Below are 16,908 nucleotides of genomic sequence, written 5' to 3'. Positions count from 1 at the left end.
ATAAGGTTGCTGAGCACAAGGACATCGATGATGCGGATCAGACGGTAACGTCTAAGAAGGATGAGAAGCCTGAGAAGTCTGATAGGAATCCGGAGATTTCTACTCAGGCTGAGTTTGCCGGAGATGCTGATCAGGTTGTTGCTGGTGCTAAGGTGACCGATACCGTTGAGTACAAGGACTTGGTCCCAGGGAAGAAGTACACCCTGAATGCGGAATTGGTTAATAAGGCAGACAAGTCTGTGGTTGGTAAGGGTGAGAAGACCTTTACTCCGCAGGAGTCGGCTGGCAAGGTTGATGTTGAGATCACTGTTGATAGTGATGTGACGGAGCCGGTTGAGGCTGCGGTTGCTTTTGAGGAGTTGACTTCTACTGAGGTTGATGCCAAGGGTGAGGAGACTCCGGATGCTGAGAAGCCGAATAAGGTTGCTGAGCACAAGGACATCGATGATGCGGATCAGACGGTAACGTCTAAGAAGGATGAGAAGCCTGAGAAGGACAACAAGCCTTCGGAGACGTCTACGCCAATGACTTCGACGAGTAGCTCCAAGCCAAGTACTTCGGAGTCCAAGAGCTCTGAACCAAAGAAGGAGACTACGTCCGAATCTAAGCCTTCGGAGCCGTCCGAAACGAAGACGTCTTCTTCGAAGACCTCGGCCAACGCTAAGCCTTCTACGAGCACATCTTCTGAGAAGTCGAAGGAGCCTCGCCCGACCGAGGTGCAGGGGCAGGAGCCTGGTGACAGCCCAGAGCCAAAGATCACGACGGATGCTGATTTTGCTGAAGGTTCGCACGTTGTCGTTGCTGGCGCCAAGATTGTTGATGAGGTTTCCTATGAGGGCTTGGTTCCTGGTAAGGAATACACTCTGAAGGCTGAGCTTATTTCCAAGAAGGATGAGAAGACTGTTCTGGGTACCGGTGAGAAGACCTTTACCCCAGAGAAGTCTGCTGGCAAGGTTGATGTTGAAATCACTGTTCATGATGATGTGACGGAGCCGGTTGAGGCTGCGGTTGCCTTTGAGGAGTTGACCTCTGTTGAGGTTGATGCCAAGGGTGAGGAGACTCCGGATGTAACTCCGGAAAAGCCGAACCACATTGCTGAGCACAAGGACATCAATGATGATGACCAGACGGTAACGTCTAAGAAGGACGAAAAGCCGGAGTCTAAGCCTAAGGAAAAGGCTGAAGGCCAGAGTGAGCGCCCGAGCGTCAAGGTGAAGGAGCAGGATGCTCCGGCACAGGCTGACAAGGGTACTGGTAAGGTCGAGCAGCATGTCGATATAACGAACCACGTGCCTGGCAAGACTGGTAAGCCATTGCCGTCGGATGCAAAACGTACCGAGATTAAGTCCGTGCCATCTGGTGCGACCGAACTTGAACCAGGTATGCAAACCTACATTAAGTAGTGTGAACGTACTGGTTAGGTAGCAGGCTATAGCGCCTGGGTACAAAGTTTCCCCCTTCAGGGTGTCCCCGTACACGCTGGAGGGGGAAAACCATTTTATGAACCATTGAGAAAACTAAGTGAGGAGACTAGGTAATGTCTGAGGAAACAGGCCGCGAGGAATCCCTAAGCCGAGGTAAGAAGGTTGGTTTTATCGCGCTGGTAGTGGCGGTAATTGTGCTGCTGTTCCTGCTGGTTCTTAATTTCACCACTGGTGAGGGAGGCAATGAGGCTGAGCAGGGATCACAGAGTGGATCGGCTGTAGATACTTCTGCGGGGAAAAACCCGGAAGCTAAGGGTGATGCGTTCGTCGATGAGTCTGGCGCACAGGAGCATGAATTTGAAACGGCTCCGGGTCAATTTCATGGTTTCGCAGCGATGTCCGTGGGCATCGATGGCCAGTACGCTGCTGTGGATCCGGTGCAGGTGACTGACCGGGGTGTGCTGTTGCCGCCACATGATGTCACCCGTTTGGGTTGGTATTCTGCTTCCGCTGTTCCTGGTGATGCCGGTAATGTCGGTTCTAGTGTGATTACCGGCCACGTGAATTACCAGGGTCAGGGTACTGGCTACGCGGAAAAATTTACCCGGTTGCAACTAAACCAGGAATTCACCGTGGTTATCGATGGTGAGGAGCGTGTCTTTCGCGTGACGGAAAAGCCGTACCGTTTGCCTAAGGGTGGGGATTTCCCGGACGTGGTCAATGACACGGACGGCACGAATCGCCTCGTTCTTATCACCTGTGGTGGCAAGTTTATCGGCGGTGCGCTGGGGTATGAGGACAACATCATTACCGTGGCAGAGCCAGTCGATGCCCCGGTTCCACCAGAGGCACCCCAGGCCTAGCGGTCCGCTCTAGAGCCCAACGAGCGCCCGGTTCGAGGATGAAAATCCTTGGCCGGGCGCTTGCGTTTATGCACTTCACGCATGTGCGTCCGGGCTGCGGCGGGCATCTATGAAATACTTTGGGGAAGTATCTGCTGCTCGGAGCGGAATCAAAGGAGCAAAGTCATGGATATTCCAGGCAAAATCGCCGGTCATATCGGCACGCCGCTGACGGGCAATGCCACGAAGGTATTGCTGCTCGGCGCGGGCGAGTTGGGAAAGCAGCTGGCTATTTCCTTCCAGTCCCTGGGCCTTGAGGTGCACGCGGTGGATAAGTACCAGGGGGCGCCGGCGCACCAAGTGGCGCACTATAGCTATATCGCGGATATAACTGACTCCGCGGAGGTATCAGAATTGGTGCAGCAGATTCAGCCGCACTACGTGGTGCCGGAGGTGGAAATCGTTGCGGTGGAGGCCCTGGAGCAGGTTGAGCAGTCCACCGATGCCGTCGTCGTGCCCACGGCGCGCGCCTGCGCGCTCACCCAAGACCGCGAGCGGGTGCGCGCGGTGGCAGAAGATATTGGATTGCCGACCTCGGCCTACCGCTTTGCCTCCTCTGTGGAGGAGCTGGAAGAAGCGGCGACGGAGCTGGGGTTTCCGTGCATCGTAAAGCCGGACGTGTCCACCTCGGGCAAAGGCCACATGCTGGCGCGGGATGTAGAAGACGTGCGCGAGGCGTGGGAAACAGTGCGCCGCGTTTCTTCGGATTCGCAGCGCGTGGTGGCGGAGCGCTTCGTGGATTTTGACCTCGAGGTCACGCTGCTGGCCATCCGGTCCATCGATCCGGCCACGGGCAAGCTGGCCACGTGGTTCAGCGAGCCCATTGGTCACCGCCACGAGAAGGGCGATTTGATCGAAGAATGGCAGCCTACCGGCATGAGCGAGATTGCGCTGGAGAACGCGCGGTCGGTTGCGGCGCGCATCTCCAATGAGTTGGGCGGGCGCGGCGTGTACGGCGTGGAGCTTTTCGTCGCCGGCGATGATGTTTACTTTTCCTCGGTCTCCCCGCGGCCTTCGGATACGGCGATGCTTACCGCCTATACGCAGCGCTTTTCCCAGTTCGATCTGCACGCCCGCGCCATTTTGGGCTACCCCATCGACGCCACGTTGATAACCCCAGGCGCCAGCATGTTCTTGCACGCGCAGGAGCCGCTTGCCGATGTCGCCTTTACCGGCATCGCCTCCGCCCTCCACTACGCCGAGACGGACGTGAAGCTCTTTGGTAAGCCCGATGCCTATAAGGGCCGGCGCATGGGGCTTGTGACCACGACGGCGGAAACGGTGGAAGAGGCCCGCGACCGCGCCGCATTGGCGGCGCATAAGGTGAGCGTGACCTCGACTCCTGGCTTGCTCGCGCAGGGCGGTGCGCGCGGTATCGACCCGCAAGCGGACAATGTGCCCGATATTGAGGTCATTGAATATGAGGGTGGGGTTGAACTCGACCCCAAGCTGACCTCAGGGGTGGACGATACCGACTAGCGCAGCGCCAGCCAGCCCCGCGGCGCAGCGCTGGTTAGCGCTGCGGGCCGGCGTGCTTGACCATCTCGTCCCACTCGACGATCTTGATGCGCTCGCGGCCGTGCGGCTCGCCGGCGGCCTGCTCGGCGGAGTTGAGGCGGTGCCAGCCGTCCCAGGTAGTGACGGCGATATCGCGGCTGCTGAGCAGATCGAGAATTTCCTGCGGATCGCGCTTGGTGGCGGATTCGAGCTCGCCTGCCTTGTAATCCTCTAGCAGCATGCCGGTGGTGTCCTTGGCATCGGATTTAGTATTGCCAATCAAGCCCACTGGACCGCGCTTGATCCAACCGGTGGTGTAGAGGCCGGGCAGCTTTTTGCCGTCGACATCGGCAAGCACGTGGCCGCCGTCGTTGGGCATGGTGGCCGAGTCGTCGTTGAAGGGAATGCCCTCGACGGACTGCGGGTGGTAGCCCACAGCGCGGTAGACCGATTGCACCGGCCACTCGGTGAACTTGCCGGTGCCGCTCACGGAGCCATCGCCATTGAGCTGGGTGCGCTCGGTTTTGATGGCGGTGACGTGGCCGTCATCGCCAAGCACCTCTACTGGGGACTCGAAGAAGTGGATGTAGAGCTTGTGTGGGGCATCGCCAGGCTCGCGCATGGCGTAGGACTCTAGGGTCTGGCAGACCAAGTCGGTGGACTTTGCGGCGCGGCGAGCTTCTTCTGATGCCTCGTCGTAGATGATGTCCTCTGGGTCCACGATGACCTCGATGGTGGGGGACTCATCGAGCTCCTTGAGCTCCTTCGGCGTGTACTTGGCCTGCGCCGGGCCGCGGCGGCCAAAGACGTGGACCTCCTTGGCGCGGTTTTCCTTCAGGGAAGAGTAGACGTTGTCTGGGATCTCCGTCACCAGCAGCTCATCTGCGGTCTTGGCCAAGATGCGGGATACGTCGAGCGAGACGTTGCCCACGCCCACGACGGCGACGGACTCCGCGGATAGGTCCCAATCGCGCTCGAAGTTGGGGTTGCCGTCATAAAAGCCCACGAATTCGCCGGCGCCGTAGTTACCCTCGAGGTCCTCGCCGGGGATGCCCATTTTCTTATCGGCGGTGGCGCCGGTGGCGAAGATGATGGCGTCGTAGTACTCGCGCATCTCTTCGACGGTGATGTCCTTGCCCACTTCGATATTGCCCAGGAAGCGGATTTCTTCCTTCTCCATGACGTTGTGCAGTGACTGCACGATGCCCTTAATGCGTGGGTGATCTGGGGCGACGCCGTAGCGAATCAAGCCAAAGGGCGCAGGCATCTTTTCAAAGAGATCGATCTGCACGTCCACATCGGACTTTACGAGGAGGTCAGAGGCGTAAATGCCGGCCGGTCCGGAGCCGACCACGGCGACACGCACGGGGCTAGTCATCTGTTTAGGGTGTCCTTTCTTTGGGTTTTCTCACATTCTACGCGGTGGCCATGCATTAATTGTCACGGTGCTCACAACCCCCAGTTTAGGAGGGCGCCGAGGCGCGGAAAAGCGTCTGATTCACGTACAGTGGAGACGTCACCACGTGCTAGTAACTGTGATTTACGGCATAATGTTACGGCGCGTGTTCCCAGTGTTCCCCGTGACGGCAAAGGAAAGGTAATCCGCATGTCTGCATCCCAGTCCACAGTGTTAAGCTCCATCGGCCGCGGCTTCGATGGCCTCGATATTCCCGCCTTGGCGGATAGCCTTGGCGCTGAATTGCTCCGCTTAGAAGATTTTGACCCCACCGTGGCGGATGTTTTGGCCAACGCGCCCACCGCCACTGCCGGTGCCCTCCTGGTCCAAGGCACCGGCGAGATCACCTTCGATGCGGAGGTCGCCGCCGCGCTGGGCCTGCCGCTGGTCATTATCTCCGGCGCCCCCGAGCGCGCGGCGGAGCTGGCGCAGCGCAAGGCCGAGTCCCTCGGCGCTACCGTTGCCGGCGTTTTCACCGATCTGGAGGCCGTGCCAGGTGCGTTGCAGGCCGCCGAGGAGACCGCGCCCGTTATGTCCGCGGACCTCTTCCAGAAGCAACTCATCGACCAAGCCAAGTCGGCTGGATCCCACATCGTCTTGCCCGAGGGCGATGACGACCGCATCCTTGAAGCTGCCGATGCTTTGCTCCGCGATGAGGTTGCCCGGCTGACCATCCTGGGCAAGGAATCCGATATCCAGGCCCGCGCCAAGGAGCTGGGTCTGGATGTCTCGGGTGCCGATATCATCGACCACCTGGAATCGCCGCTTGCGGAGGAGTTTGCCGCCGATTTCGCGGAACTGCGTAAGAAGAAGGGCGTGACCCTAGAGCAGGCCCGCGAGACCATGCAGGACATCTCCTACTTCGGCACCATGATGGTGCACAAAGGGCTTGCTGATGGCATGGTATCCGGCGCCGCCCACACCACCGCCCACACCATTAAGCCGTCCTTCCAGATCATCAAGACCAAGCCGAATGCTTCGGTGGTCTCCTCCATCTTCCTGATGGTCATGCGCGGGCGCCTGTGGGCCTTCGGCGACTGCGCCGTGAACCCGAATCCGACTGCGGAACAGCTGGGCGAGATTGCCGTGGTTTCCGCGCAAACCGCGTCCCAGTTCGGCATCGATCCGCGCGTGGCCATGCTGTCCTACTCCACCGGCGCTTCCGGCACCGGCCCGGATGTCGAGCGCGCTATCGAGGCCGTCGAGGCCGCCAAGAAGCTGGACTCCTCGGTGAAGGTGGATGGCCCGCTGCAGTTCGACGCCGCCTGCGATCCTGGCGTTGCCGCGAAGAAGATGCCGGATTCTGATGTCGCGGGTAAGGCCAATGTCTTCGTCTTCCCCGACCTGGATGCCGGCAATATTGGCTATAAGACCGCGCAGCGCACCGGCGGCGCCTTAGCCGTGGGCCCCATCCTGCAGGGCCTGAACAAGCCGGTCAACGATCTGTCCCGCGGCGCTACCGTTCCAGACATCATCAATACCGTTGCCATTACCGCTATCCAGGCTGGAGAGAAATAAATGTCATACGTACTGGTCCTTAACTCGGGATCCTCGTCCATCAAGTTTCAGCTGGTGGACCCAACCGCTAGTGCCACCGATGATCCACTCGTCTCTGGCTTGGTGGAACAGGTTGGCGAGCCGAGCGGCGCCATTACCATCAAGGTCGGCGGGGAAAAGGTCACCGAGGAACTGGAAGTTCCCGATCACTCCTTTGGCCTAAAGCGCGCCTTTGACCTGATGGATGATCATCAGGTGGGCCCGAAGGACGTCGATATCATCGCCGTGGGCCACCGCGTCGTGCACGGCGGCCGCCTCTTTTCGGAGCCACAACTCATCGAGGACCAAATTGAATCGATGATCGAGGACCTCATCCCGTTGGCCCCGCTGCACAACCCGGCGAACCTGGACGGTATCCGCGTGGCGCGCAAGATCCTGCCAGATATTCCGCACGTGGCGGTCTTCGATACTGCATTCTTTAATACCCTGCCGCCGGCCGCAGCGCTTTATGCCATCAATAGCGACGTCGCCTCCAAATACGATATCCGCCGCTACGGTTTCCACGGCACCTCTCACGAGTTCGTCTCCCAACAGGTGCCGAAGATTTTGGACCGCGATCCGGAGCACACCCACCAGATCACGCTGCACCTGGGCAATGGTGCCTCCGCGGCGGCCATCCGCAATGGCCGTGCCATCGATACCTCGATGGGCCTTACCCCGCTGGCTGGCCTCGCCATGGGTACGCGTACCGGTGATATCGATCCCGGCATCATCTTCCACCTAGTGCGCCAGGCGGGCATGCGCATCGACGAGATCGATAACCTGCTTAATAAGCAATCCGGCGTCAAGGGTATCGCGGGCGTCAATGACTTCCGTACGCTGCGCGAGCACATCGATAATGGCAATGAAGACGCATGGCTGGCGTATAACATCTACATCCACCAGCTGCGCCGCTTCATCGGTTCCTACATGATTGCTCTGGGCCGCGTGGACGCGATTACCTTCACCGCCGGTGTGGGCGAAAACGACACCGAGGTGCGCCAAGACGCGCTGTACAACCTGGATATGTACGGCATCGACTTTGATAAGGAGCGCAACCTCGTCCGCTCCGATGAGCCGCGGGTCATCTCCACCGATGATTCCCCGGTCAAGGTCTTGGTGGTTCCCACCAATGAGGAGCTGGCCATCGCGCAGAAGTCTGCAGACGTCGCAGCCAAGGCGCGCGAGGAAGGCCTATTTAAGTAGGCCATCTAAGTAGCCGCTAGAAAGTGGTGATGGGCCGGACTTGGTTGGCCAAGTCCACCAGCGCGTAGCGGTGGCGGCTAAACGGGGCCTGGCGGGCAAGAGCCCGCAGGGTCTCGGCAAGGCCGGTGCGCAGGCCGCGCTGGGTAAAGGCGTACTCGAAGAGATCATTGGGCGAGGACGCCCGCGCGAGATCGGCGTTGCGCAGGAAGTTAAGGCCCGCGGAGATAACGGCGATCTTGATTTGGAGGAAGCGCGGCTCGTTGGTGGGGACTTCTTCGAGGCGTCGGGCAGCGCGGCGAATGCGCGATTCAGATAAATCATGCACGATGAGCTGCAGCACGGTGGTCAGAAGCGCCATGCGGAAGTGCCGCGAGGCATTGGGTACCTTATCCAAGGTGGCTACGGACAGCTCCACCTGCCCCTCCGCGCGCAATTGGCGTGCGAGCCCAAAGGCGGAGGACACCGTCGTGGGGTTGGTTGCCCAGACGATGCCGTATAGGCGCATGGAATTAAACCGCAGTGCGCTTGGGTCTTGGGTGACGTGCGACCAGATTTCCGGCTGCCCCTCAAAAGCGGAAGAGGGGAGATCCGCCAGGGTGGTGTAGAGGTTGGAGCAGGCGCGGGCTACGGTGGCATCGATAAGAGGTGTTTCACTGTAATCAATCTGCTGCAGGATGAGCTCATTGATGGCCGCGATGGCGAGCTTCGGGGCGGCCTCGCCGGGCAATAAGTCCAAAACGGTGGCGAAGTACTCCTGTGCATCGACGTAATCATCGTGCAAGAGCTCGGTAATGCCGGCGTACCACTGGTAGCGCCAGTCCCGGCCCAGGCGGTCCTCGATGGAGCCCAACCACTGGCGCGCCTCGTCGGTATAACCCAGGTCAATCATGGAGCGCACCACGCCGAGGGGAATCTCGGCGGAATGCTCGTATTCCGGGGTGCGCATGGCCTGGCGCAGGGTCTCAAGTGCTTCCTGCGGCTCGGCATACGAGGTACCTTGCAGCAGGCTGGCGCCGACATCATCGCGGTCTACCAGGGGCGTCGGCAAGGCGGAGACGACCTCAGGGGCGGTGATTTGGATGGTGCGATCGATGCCATCGATAAGCTGATCCGTGCGAAAGACCAGGTGTTTGGTGCCAAAGGTGGTACGTTGCGGCGAGAAGAGCGAGTGCTGGGAGGGGTACTGGCGGCCGTCGCGGATGGCAAGGACCTCGCGCAGCACTCCGTAGAGCTGGGTGCGCAGCTCCTTGATGGAACTAAACCGGCGCTGCGGGTCGCGGTGGGTGGCGCGCAGCAGCAGGCGGTAGAGGGAAAGGAAGCGGCGCAGCTCCGGCTCCTTGGACGGGTTGGGGATGCCGGGGAGGAAGACACCGTCCTCGCTGGGGAGCTTGAGGCACAGCGCCGCCAGGGTGCGGCCGATGGTATAGATATCGCTGGCGATGGACGGACCCCTGGAGGCGACCTCCGGGGCCTGAAAGCCCTGGGTACCGTAGATAAACCCGAAGGCCCCGATGCCGGAGACCGCACCCAGGTCAATGAGCTTGACCTGGTCCTCAGTGACGATGATATTATCCGGCTTCAGGTCGTTATAGACCACGCCGCGCGAGTGCAGGTACTCCAGCGCCGGCAGGATTTCCAGGATATAGCCAATGGCAATGTCAACGGGCAAAAGCTCGTTGGGCTGCTTTTTGCGCCTGTTTCTTAGCGATGGCCCGCCCACGTACTCCATGACTATGAATCCACCAGGCACGCGCTCATCGTCGATGAAGTTAAAAATCTTGACGATGCCCGGGTGGGTAATGTCTGCCAGAAACTCGCGCTCGGCTTCGGCAGCGGCCGTCTCATCGGCAGACTTTTGGGCCTGCATGCCCTTGAGCACCACCACGCGCCCGGAGACGTAGTGGTCATTGGCAAGGTAAATCCAGCCCATGCCGCCGTGGGCGATGACGCCGAGGATCTCGTATTGCTCTGCCACCATATCGCCCGGTTCTAGCTGCGGTGGTGGGACCTTTTTGCCCTTGATCTTTTCTTTGGGATCGATGAGGGCGGTGGTGGGATCGGCCGGGGTGATAAACGGCAGGCGCACCATGCCATCAGCAACCGGCCGCTCGGTGCGCTGCGTACCGCGGCGCTCGCGGAAGGTATCGATCGCCTGCTGGCGCGAACGTTCCGAGGACTTTTCCTGGGCCGTTTTCTCATCGCGTTCGTTCTCGCGCTGGGCACGGATATTTTCTAGGTCCGCGAGCAGGCTGGAGAGGTGATCCGGGTCGATGGATCCGTCGTCGTCTTCATCGTCATCGACAAAGGGATCGAAGGCCACCGCAGAAGTTCCCGGATCTCCGCGGTGCTCGATGGGCTCGCTGGCGAACGGGTCATACGCCACGGCCGCCGTGCCCACTCCGCCGGTTTCGCCGTCATCGTCGCTCTCATCGGCGTCGTTGCCGTTCCGCGCGCCCTGAGCTGAGGCGCCCTGGCCCGCTGTGGCCCGGTCAGCAGCGTTTGGGCCCGCACCGTTTGGGCCAGTCGTACTGCCGTCCGCTGTACGCCTACCCGTGGCCTCCGTATTCGGGAAGGCAGCGGCAGGGGCCGTGCCGGGAACCTGCGCTGCGGCGGTATCAACGTCAGCTTCGCTAGTGCCTTTATTTCTCTTGCCAGCGTTATGAGTGGTTGCCGCCGTATCGGCGCCGATGTTGCGGTTGTCAGCGTTGGGGCGAGCAGCGGCGGTATCCGGACCAGCGGGGTCGGCGGCGTCGCCTGTGTTGGCTGCGTCAGGGGAGTCGGCAGCGCCGAGGTCGCGGTCCTGGCTGCGGTCTTGGTCAGGTTCTTGGCCGTGGTCAGCGTCGCGGTAAGAAGACTTGGTGGGCTTTCGGAATTGGCGTTGGGTATCGAGGTTTTCGGGCTCTAGGTATTCGAGCTCGTCTTCGCTGAAATTCGGGTTATGCTTCATGACTTATCTTCCTCGATGTATGTACCCGACGGCAGGGTGGGCTCGTCTAGGTAAGCGCCGAGCCACGTATCAAAGATGTCGGACCACGTCCCGTCGCGGCGGATGCGCTCTAAGGTGGAATTGACCTGGCGCAGCAGCGGGCGGGTGTCATGATCCTTGCTGGGGCGGCGCGCGGCAACGCCGTAGTTCTCGGTCTTTAGGGGCTCGCCCACGATGGAGGTATAGGAATCCTGCGCGGCCATGCCGGAGAGCAGGGCATCATCAACCACCACGCCATCGGCCTGGTTGAGCTGCAGCGCCATGAGGCAATCGCCCCAGGAGCGGGTGATGAGGATATCGGACTTGGGGGCGCGCTCGCGGATGGTATCCAGCGCGGTGGACCCGCGCACCCCGCACAGCCTTTTGTCTTCCGCATCATCGATGGAATTCATCCCGGAGCTGGTGAGCACCAGCATGCGGGTCTGCGTGGTCATATAGGGAATGGAAAAGGCTACTTCCTTCTCGCGTTCGGGGCTAATGGTCATGGTGCGCACGATGATATCGACGGTGCTATTATCCAGCGCCGCGGTGCGGTTGGAGGATTCGACGAAGCGGAAATCCACCTTATTGGGATCGCCGAAGATATCGCGGGCAATCTCGTGGGCGATATCGACCTCGAAGCCGCGGACATCGCCGGAGGCGGCATCGCGGTAGCTCAACAGGTTATTGGAGCGGTCTACGCCCACGATAAGGCGCCCGCGCTTGACGATGTCCGGCACCCGCTCCTTCGCCGTTTTGCCATCCGGCCGGTAGGTGCCTTTGAGTTCGGTATCGTCTTCCTTCTTAGGTGTGGTGCTGCCGGCTTCTTCTATGGCGGAGCCCTCTGGCAGCGGCAGTCCGGGGCTGGCATCGAGTGCCTGTTGTTCGGGCGATTCCAGCGGGGGAGCGGAGCGAATATCGCAGCCGGCCAGCGCGAGGACACTGCAGGTGGCAATGATGGCGGTAAGGGGTGCTCGGTAGCGCATTAGAGGTACTCCTGCAGTCGGGGACGAATGCCCAGCCACACCGCGAAGATGGCGCACAGGGTGAGCAGGAAGACGGCGGAGGAGACCGCGGTCATGGCGGTTAGCCCGCGCTCCAAGTAGGTGCGCATGGCGATGCGCGCCTGGCCGATGAGTTCCGAAAGCTCGCTATCGAGCTCATTAAAGGACTGCGCGGCGGTGGTTTCGCCATCCTCAGGATCCGTGATGGTGGCCTGGTAGACCGCCTCATCGTAGTCGCCCTCGCTCAGCGCCTCCATGAGTTTTTCGTGCGAGTCTTGCCACTTTTCGGTGGCGGCGCGGGCGCTGTGGATGAGCTCGGGATCGTTGACCTCGACGTCATCATCATGCAGCGCGCTTTCATAATCCCCCAGCGCCTTTTCAATGGAATCTACCGATCCGGAAAAGCGCTCGAGCGTATCTTCCTCAGAGGAGCGCAGCACCAGCGCGAGGGTTTCTGAGGTGCGCGCCTGCTGCGCCTCAATGCGCGAGGCCGTCAGCGAATCCCACGGGCGCGAGGCGGTTTCAAAGCCCTGGTGGCCGGTGGACCAGGTGGCCAAATTAGACAGCGCGACCCAGAAAATGGCCAAGAAGAGCAGCACCGTTGCGGTTAAAAAGCCGCGGTTAAACCGGCGGCGGGTCTGGCGCCACAGCCACCACTGCGCCACGATGAGGAAGAAGACCGCGGCTAAAAGGCCAGATAGCGGCACCCACTGCGGTGAGGTGAGCTTTTGCTGCTCTTGGTTGACCTTTGCGGTGGTCAGCTGGAAGAGCTCGGAGGCCGCAGGCAGGATGTGCTCGCGCATGAGCGAGGAGGCATTGGACATATACGAGTTAGCCACGGCATTGCCGGCGCGGTGGTTCGAGCGCGCCTTTTCAATCATCGCGGTATAAATGGGCAGCTCGCGCTGGATGAAGGTAACGAGGTCGCGCACGCGGGCATCGTCAGGCGTGGTGCCCAGGACGGATTCGGTCGCGGCAATGGAGGCGGCGTCGATGGCATCGTTATAGCGCTCGCGGTTGCCCTCTGATTCCACGCCGGCCTGCACGAATCCGGTGGTGGCGATGGTATCTGCCACCGATAGGGAGCTATAGAGGTGGTGGGCCGCATTGGACATCGGCTCGGTGGTGTTGAGCAGCTCGTCGAGGTCGGAGTGGCGGGCGGCGGAAGACTGGGACATCGACAAGCCGGCGGCTCCTAATGCCACTGTGAGGATCAGGGTGACGGTAAAAAGCTTGCCCGGGGTGGTGGAGGCGAAGTAATAAAACCGCCGCAGCAGGCGCGCCGGGCCCGCGAACCATTCCATGGCGCGGTGGGTGAGCCCGCTTAGGGCCGGGCGAGAGGGCGCGGTAACCTCATCCAGCCAGTGATCGCTGGGGTGAGCGTCCTCATCGCGCTCTGACTCTACCCGCACTGCCTGCTCAGTCATTTACTTAGAATAACGCCCCCAGTGTGCTGGGCGCCACCATTTACCCGCGTGTGTGGCTAGGATAGGAAATATGCATAACCCTCACAGTGGAGACGGCTGGGCGGCGGGCCCCAGTGGCATTCGCGTATGGGGAAAATTCGGTGCCGCCGGCCTCTTCCTCGTCGCCGGTCGCGAGGTGCTGCTGCAACACCGTGCCGCGTGGACCAATAACGGCAATACCTGGGGGATTCCCGGCGGCGCGCGGGACTTGCAAGAAACACCCACCCAGGCCGCGCTGCGGGAAACGCATGAGGAGTGCGCCATCGCGCCTGCCGATGTCGAGGTGCTCGACACCCAGGTAACGGCCGGGCCCTATCCTCCCGCGGGGGATTTGCCGGGGGAATGGACCTATACCACCGTGTTAGCGCGCACCCGCAGCGGCCTGCGTCTGCCCACCACCGCCAACGAGGAATCGCACGAGCTGCGCTGGGTGGGCCTGGATGAGGTGGAAAACCTGCCGCTTATCGCGCCATTTCGCCACGCCTTTCCCGCCCTGCGGCAGCGGGTGGAAAAACTGTACCGGTAAAGTATCCAAAATTATGGCACTGTAGTGCTCATGATTGAAGTACAGGGACTGACTAAGGATTACGGGTCTGTCCGCGCGGTTGAGGATCTCACCTTTCAGGTAAAGCCCGGTGTGGTCACCGGCTTCTTGGGGCCCAATGGTGCCGGCAAATCCACCACCATGCGGATGATCGTGGGCTTGGACGAGCCCACGGCGGGCGAGATTCGCGTAAACGGCAAACCCTACCGCGACTTGGAGCACCCGCTGCGCGAGGTGGGCGCGCTTTTGGATGCGAAGGCGGTACACCCCAACCGCACGGCCGCGAATCACCTGAAGTGGATGGCGGCGGCCAATGGCATTCCCGCCTCCCGCGTTGATGAGGTGCTGGGGCTGGTGGGGCTTTCCGATGTCGCCGGTAAGAAAGCCGGCGGCTTTTCCCTCGGCATGGGCCAGCGTTTGGGCCTTGCGGGCGCTCTATTGGGCGATCCGGGCATCCTCATCCTGGATGAGCCGGTCAACGGCCTAGATCCAGAAGGCATCCGTTGGGTGCGCCAGCTCGTGCGCGCGCTGGCTGCAGAAGGGCGCACCATTTTGATTTCCTCCCACCTCTTGTCCGAGATGGCCCAGACGGCTGACCACCTCGTGGTCATTGGCAAGGGGAAGATGGTTGCGGATAAGCCCACCCACGAGTTCGTCCGCGGCCACTCGCAGTCCTTGGTGTATGTGCGCTCGAACCACCTCCCGGAATTCGGTGAAGCCCTAAAGAAGGAGGGCGTTTCCTTTACCGAATCTAAGGACGAGGAGGGCCGCCCGCGGCTCGAGGTCATCAACCAGACCCCCGAGTTCGTGGGCGAGCTGGCCTATTCCACCGGGGTGCCGCTGCACGAGCTCACCCTGAAAAGCGCTTCGCTGGAGGATGCCTTCATGGATCTCACTGGCGATGCCGTGCAGTATCACGCAGGCACGCCTGGTGCCTCGGGCACGCAGGCAGGTCAGTCGGGCCAGGCAGGCCAGCCCGGTCAGTCCGGTGGGTTCGCCCGCCCCAACGAGCAGGAGGTTTAATCCGCCATGTTGAATATCTTGAAATCCGAGTGGATTAAGCTGCGCACCACCCGCTCCTTCTGGTGGACTACCGCTCTATTCCTCCTATTTTCCTGGGGCTGGGCCGGTGTCAGCGCTGCGTTTATGGAGCCACTCGATCCGGAAGCCGTTGATATGGGCTTCCAGCTTATTAGTCCCGAGTTCACCATCGTATTCTTGGGGACCCTAGGCCTGCCGGTGCTGATGATTCAGGCCATCATGCTGGTGACCACGGAATACCGCTTCGGCACCCAGTCCATTACCTTCATGGCCTCCCCGCGGCGCTGGAGCGTGGCCGTGGCCAAGCTGGTCTTATACGCGGTCATCGCGGCCGTACTGACCTTCATTGGTGTGGTGGGCGCGTACCTGCTTACGGATCTGTTTGCCGATAGCTCCATTTCCGCCACCTTCGACCCCTGGAACGATGAAGTCGGCCGCGAGCAGCTGTGGAAGTACCCACTGGCCGCGGGCCTCCTGGTGGCCTTTGCCCAAGGCATCGGCATGCTCATTCGCCAGACCGCGGGCTCTGTGGCGCTGGGCCTTATTTTGTACTTGGGTGTGGATCAAATCGTCAGCATGATGCCCGTGGTAGGCGATAAGATTGGTAGCTACATGCCCTTTACCGCTTTCCAGAACTGGCTATTCAATACCCCAGTGGATAACGCACTGTGGACCGAGGCTGCAGGCAGCGGCATCGTATTCTTCATCTGGGCCGCGGTGTTGTGGGCCCTTGGCGTGCTAGTACTGCACAAGCGCGATGCTTAGGCGAGGATATCGTGTTTGTAGAGAGGAAGCTTTAATTAATCTGTGAACCCTCCGGGCGAAGTTATTCGGGTTCGTCCAGTGTGGGTAGGTCTGTTGTTTGAGACCTGACTGGTAACCGGCTGATTGTGATCAGCCGGTTATTTTTTATTAGTGGTGATTAATGGCTGCCTCAGAAAACAGCCTTTCCAGGTGGGAGAATGGTTGAGGACCCTATGGATGAGCGCATATCGCAAATTAAACTCTGAACGCCTTTAAATATAATTCTATTTTATCGGAAATGCAGTTTAAATATTGTCTATGTGCTGAAAATATTTTTCTTTTTTGTTAAGGTGGGAAGAGAGGGAAAGAGATTGTGTAGAGCAATTTAGCCAAGTTTATCTGAAGGAGTGATAAAAGTGTCCGACGAAATTCTTCCTGATTCTGTTGAGAAGTTTGTAGCCCCGACTATCGCGGGCGCAGCATTAGTGGGAGGTGGGGTAGCCGCAACTACCCCTCCAGCTAAGGCACAAGGTCCTGTCGGTAACGCTGCTGAAGTAGTTAGCCACATGAAGCCCGATGGGGCCCGTGCACACTCTATTGTTAACGAAGTCAATGCAGCAAGGGCGGATCATGGTTTAAATCCCGTGACAGAAAACCCTGCGTTAAACAATATCGCTCAAGACTGGGCCGACCATTTGGTGGGAACAGGGGATTTGCAGCATCGGCCAAATCACTGGGAAACCTATCCGGATAGTATTCCTGCCGGTGGCGAAAACGTCCTTCAAGCATGGGATGATTTCGCAGATGCGAAGCTGGTGAATATGTGGCTGAATTCTCCCAGCCACAGGAAGATTTTGCTAGATCCAGAAGCGAAAACGGTTGGTACGGGCATTGCCGTTGGGGCGAATGGTGAGCTTTTTGCCGTACAGAATTTTGGACGTTAAAGAAGTTCCTTTTGTAATCCTCTTCGGAATAGGAGCGATATGATCACTCTTGTATTCCCTAAGCTTTTGATACGCTCTCGCGCATAGGCAATGTCAAAATCTAGGATCAGGCTTTACAGTAAAAAGCAATAGACAAGAGGGAAATCTGCGGAGAATTCGGCGTATCTTTCGCAATTAGT

At 59.8% G+C, this 16,908-nt stretch carries 13 protein-coding genes; 9 read left to right on the top strand and 4 right to left on the bottom strand.

Going from position 1 to position 16,908, the window contains the following annotated elements; translation table 11 throughout:
• The 3 genes from ABRP66_RS09260 to purT all read left to right on the top strand — a co-directional run.
• Positions 1–1,403 (top strand): VaFE repeat-containing surface-anchored protein (locus tag ABRP66_RS09260; RefSeq protein WP_349838610.1); only part of this gene is annotated, 1,403 nt, incomplete at its 5' end.
• A 134-nt stretch (positions 1,404–1,537) separates the two neighbouring features.
• Complete coding sequence (locus tag ABRP66_RS09255) at positions 1,538–2,287, top strand: class F sortase (protein WP_284770443.1); 750 nt, start codon at positions 1,538–1,540, stop codon at positions 2,285–2,287.
• Between the two features lie 165 nt (positions 2,288–2,452).
• On the top strand, positions 2,453–3,805 hold the full coding sequence (purT, locus tag ABRP66_RS09250; RefSeq protein WP_284783073.1) for a formate-dependent phosphoribosylglycinamide formyltransferase: 1,353 nt from the start codon (positions 2,453–2,455) through the stop codon (positions 3,803–3,805).
• A gap of 34 nt (positions 3,806–3,839) precedes the next feature.
• Here the strand turns inward: purT and ABRP66_RS09245 are convergent, their stop codons facing one another.
• Positions 3,840–5,201 carry an FAD-dependent oxidoreductase gene (locus tag ABRP66_RS09245; RefSeq protein ID WP_349838609.1) on the bottom strand — a complete coding sequence of 454 codons (1,362 nt, stop codon included), beginning with the start codon at positions 5,199–5,201 and terminating at the stop codon, positions 3,840–3,842.
• 228 nt (positions 5,202–5,429) lie between these two features.
• Here ABRP66_RS09245 and pta point away from each other — a divergent pair, with 228 nt between their 5' ends.
• Positions 5,430–6,797, top strand: coding sequence for a phosphate acetyltransferase (pta, locus tag ABRP66_RS09240; RefSeq protein WP_284770446.1), 1,368 nt, complete (start codon positions 5,430–5,432; stop codon positions 6,795–6,797).
• Positions 6,798–8,021 (top strand): acetate kinase, encoded by a 1,224-nt coding sequence (locus tag ABRP66_RS09235; protein WP_284770447.1) that lies wholly within the window; start codon positions 6,798–6,800, stop codon positions 8,019–8,021.
• 16 nt (positions 8,022–8,037) lie between these two features.
• Here the strand turns inward: ABRP66_RS09235 and ABRP66_RS09230 are convergent, their stop codons facing one another.
• Genes ABRP66_RS09230 through ABRP66_RS09220 form a run of 3 tightly spaced genes read right to left on the bottom strand, consistent with a single transcriptional unit; the run spans position 8,038 to position 13,417 of the window.
• Positions 8,038–10,968, bottom strand: a complete 2,931-nt coding sequence (locus ABRP66_RS09230) for a tetratricopeptide repeat protein (protein WP_284785210.1) — start codon at positions 10,966–10,968, stop codon at positions 8,038–8,040.
• Positions 10,965–11,972, bottom strand: coding sequence for a glutamate ABC transporter substrate-binding protein (locus ABRP66_RS09225; RefSeq protein WP_349838608.1), 1,008 nt, complete (start codon positions 11,970–11,972; stop codon positions 10,965–10,967). The genes ABRP66_RS09230 and ABRP66_RS09225 overlap by 4 nt, the downstream gene beginning before the upstream one ends.
• Positions 11,972–13,417, bottom strand: coding sequence for a GlnX family signal transduction membrane protein (locus ABRP66_RS09220; RefSeq protein WP_284783071.1), 1,446 nt, complete (start codon positions 13,415–13,417; stop codon positions 11,972–11,974). The genes ABRP66_RS09225 and ABRP66_RS09220 overlap by 1 nt, the downstream gene beginning before the upstream one ends.
• Positions 13,418–13,487: 70 nt before the next feature.
• On the opposite strand from ABRP66_RS09220, the gene ABRP66_RS09215 reads away from it, so the two are divergent.
• The 4 genes from ABRP66_RS09215 to ABRP66_RS09200 all read left to right on the top strand — a co-directional run bounded on the left by ABRP66_RS09215 (position 13,488) and on the right by ABRP66_RS09200 (position 16,729).
• Positions 13,488–13,982, top strand: a complete 495-nt coding sequence (locus tag ABRP66_RS09215) for an NUDIX domain-containing protein (RefSeq protein ID WP_284783070.1) — start codon at positions 13,488–13,490, stop codon at positions 13,980–13,982.
• Positions 13,983–14,012: 30 nt separating this feature from the next.
• Positions 14,013–15,023 (top strand): ABC transporter ATP-binding protein, encoded by a 1,011-nt coding sequence (locus ABRP66_RS09210; RefSeq protein WP_284783067.1) that lies wholly within the window; start codon positions 14,013–14,015, stop codon positions 15,021–15,023.
• A gap of 6 nt (positions 15,024–15,029) precedes the next feature.
• On the top strand, positions 15,030–15,806 hold the full coding sequence (locus ABRP66_RS09205) for an ABC-2 transporter permease family protein (protein ID WP_284783064.1): 777 nt from the start codon (positions 15,030–15,032) through the stop codon (positions 15,804–15,806).
• 395 nt (positions 15,807–16,201) lie between these two features.
• Positions 16,202–16,729, top strand: a complete 528-nt coding sequence (locus ABRP66_RS09200; RefSeq protein ID WP_284783062.1) for a CAP domain-containing protein — start codon at positions 16,202–16,204, stop codon at positions 16,727–16,729.
• The last annotated feature ends 179 nt before the right edge of the window (positions 16,730–16,908 follow it).

The organism is Corynebacterium sp. KPL2680 (assembly GCF_040225675.1).
Classification (GTDB): Bacteria; Actinomycetota; Actinomycetes; order Mycobacteriales; family Mycobacteriaceae; genus Corynebacterium; species Corynebacterium rhinophilum.
The sequence above is the reverse complement of the archived record's forward strand: the minus strand, read 5'-3'. Positions and strand labels throughout refer to the sequence as shown.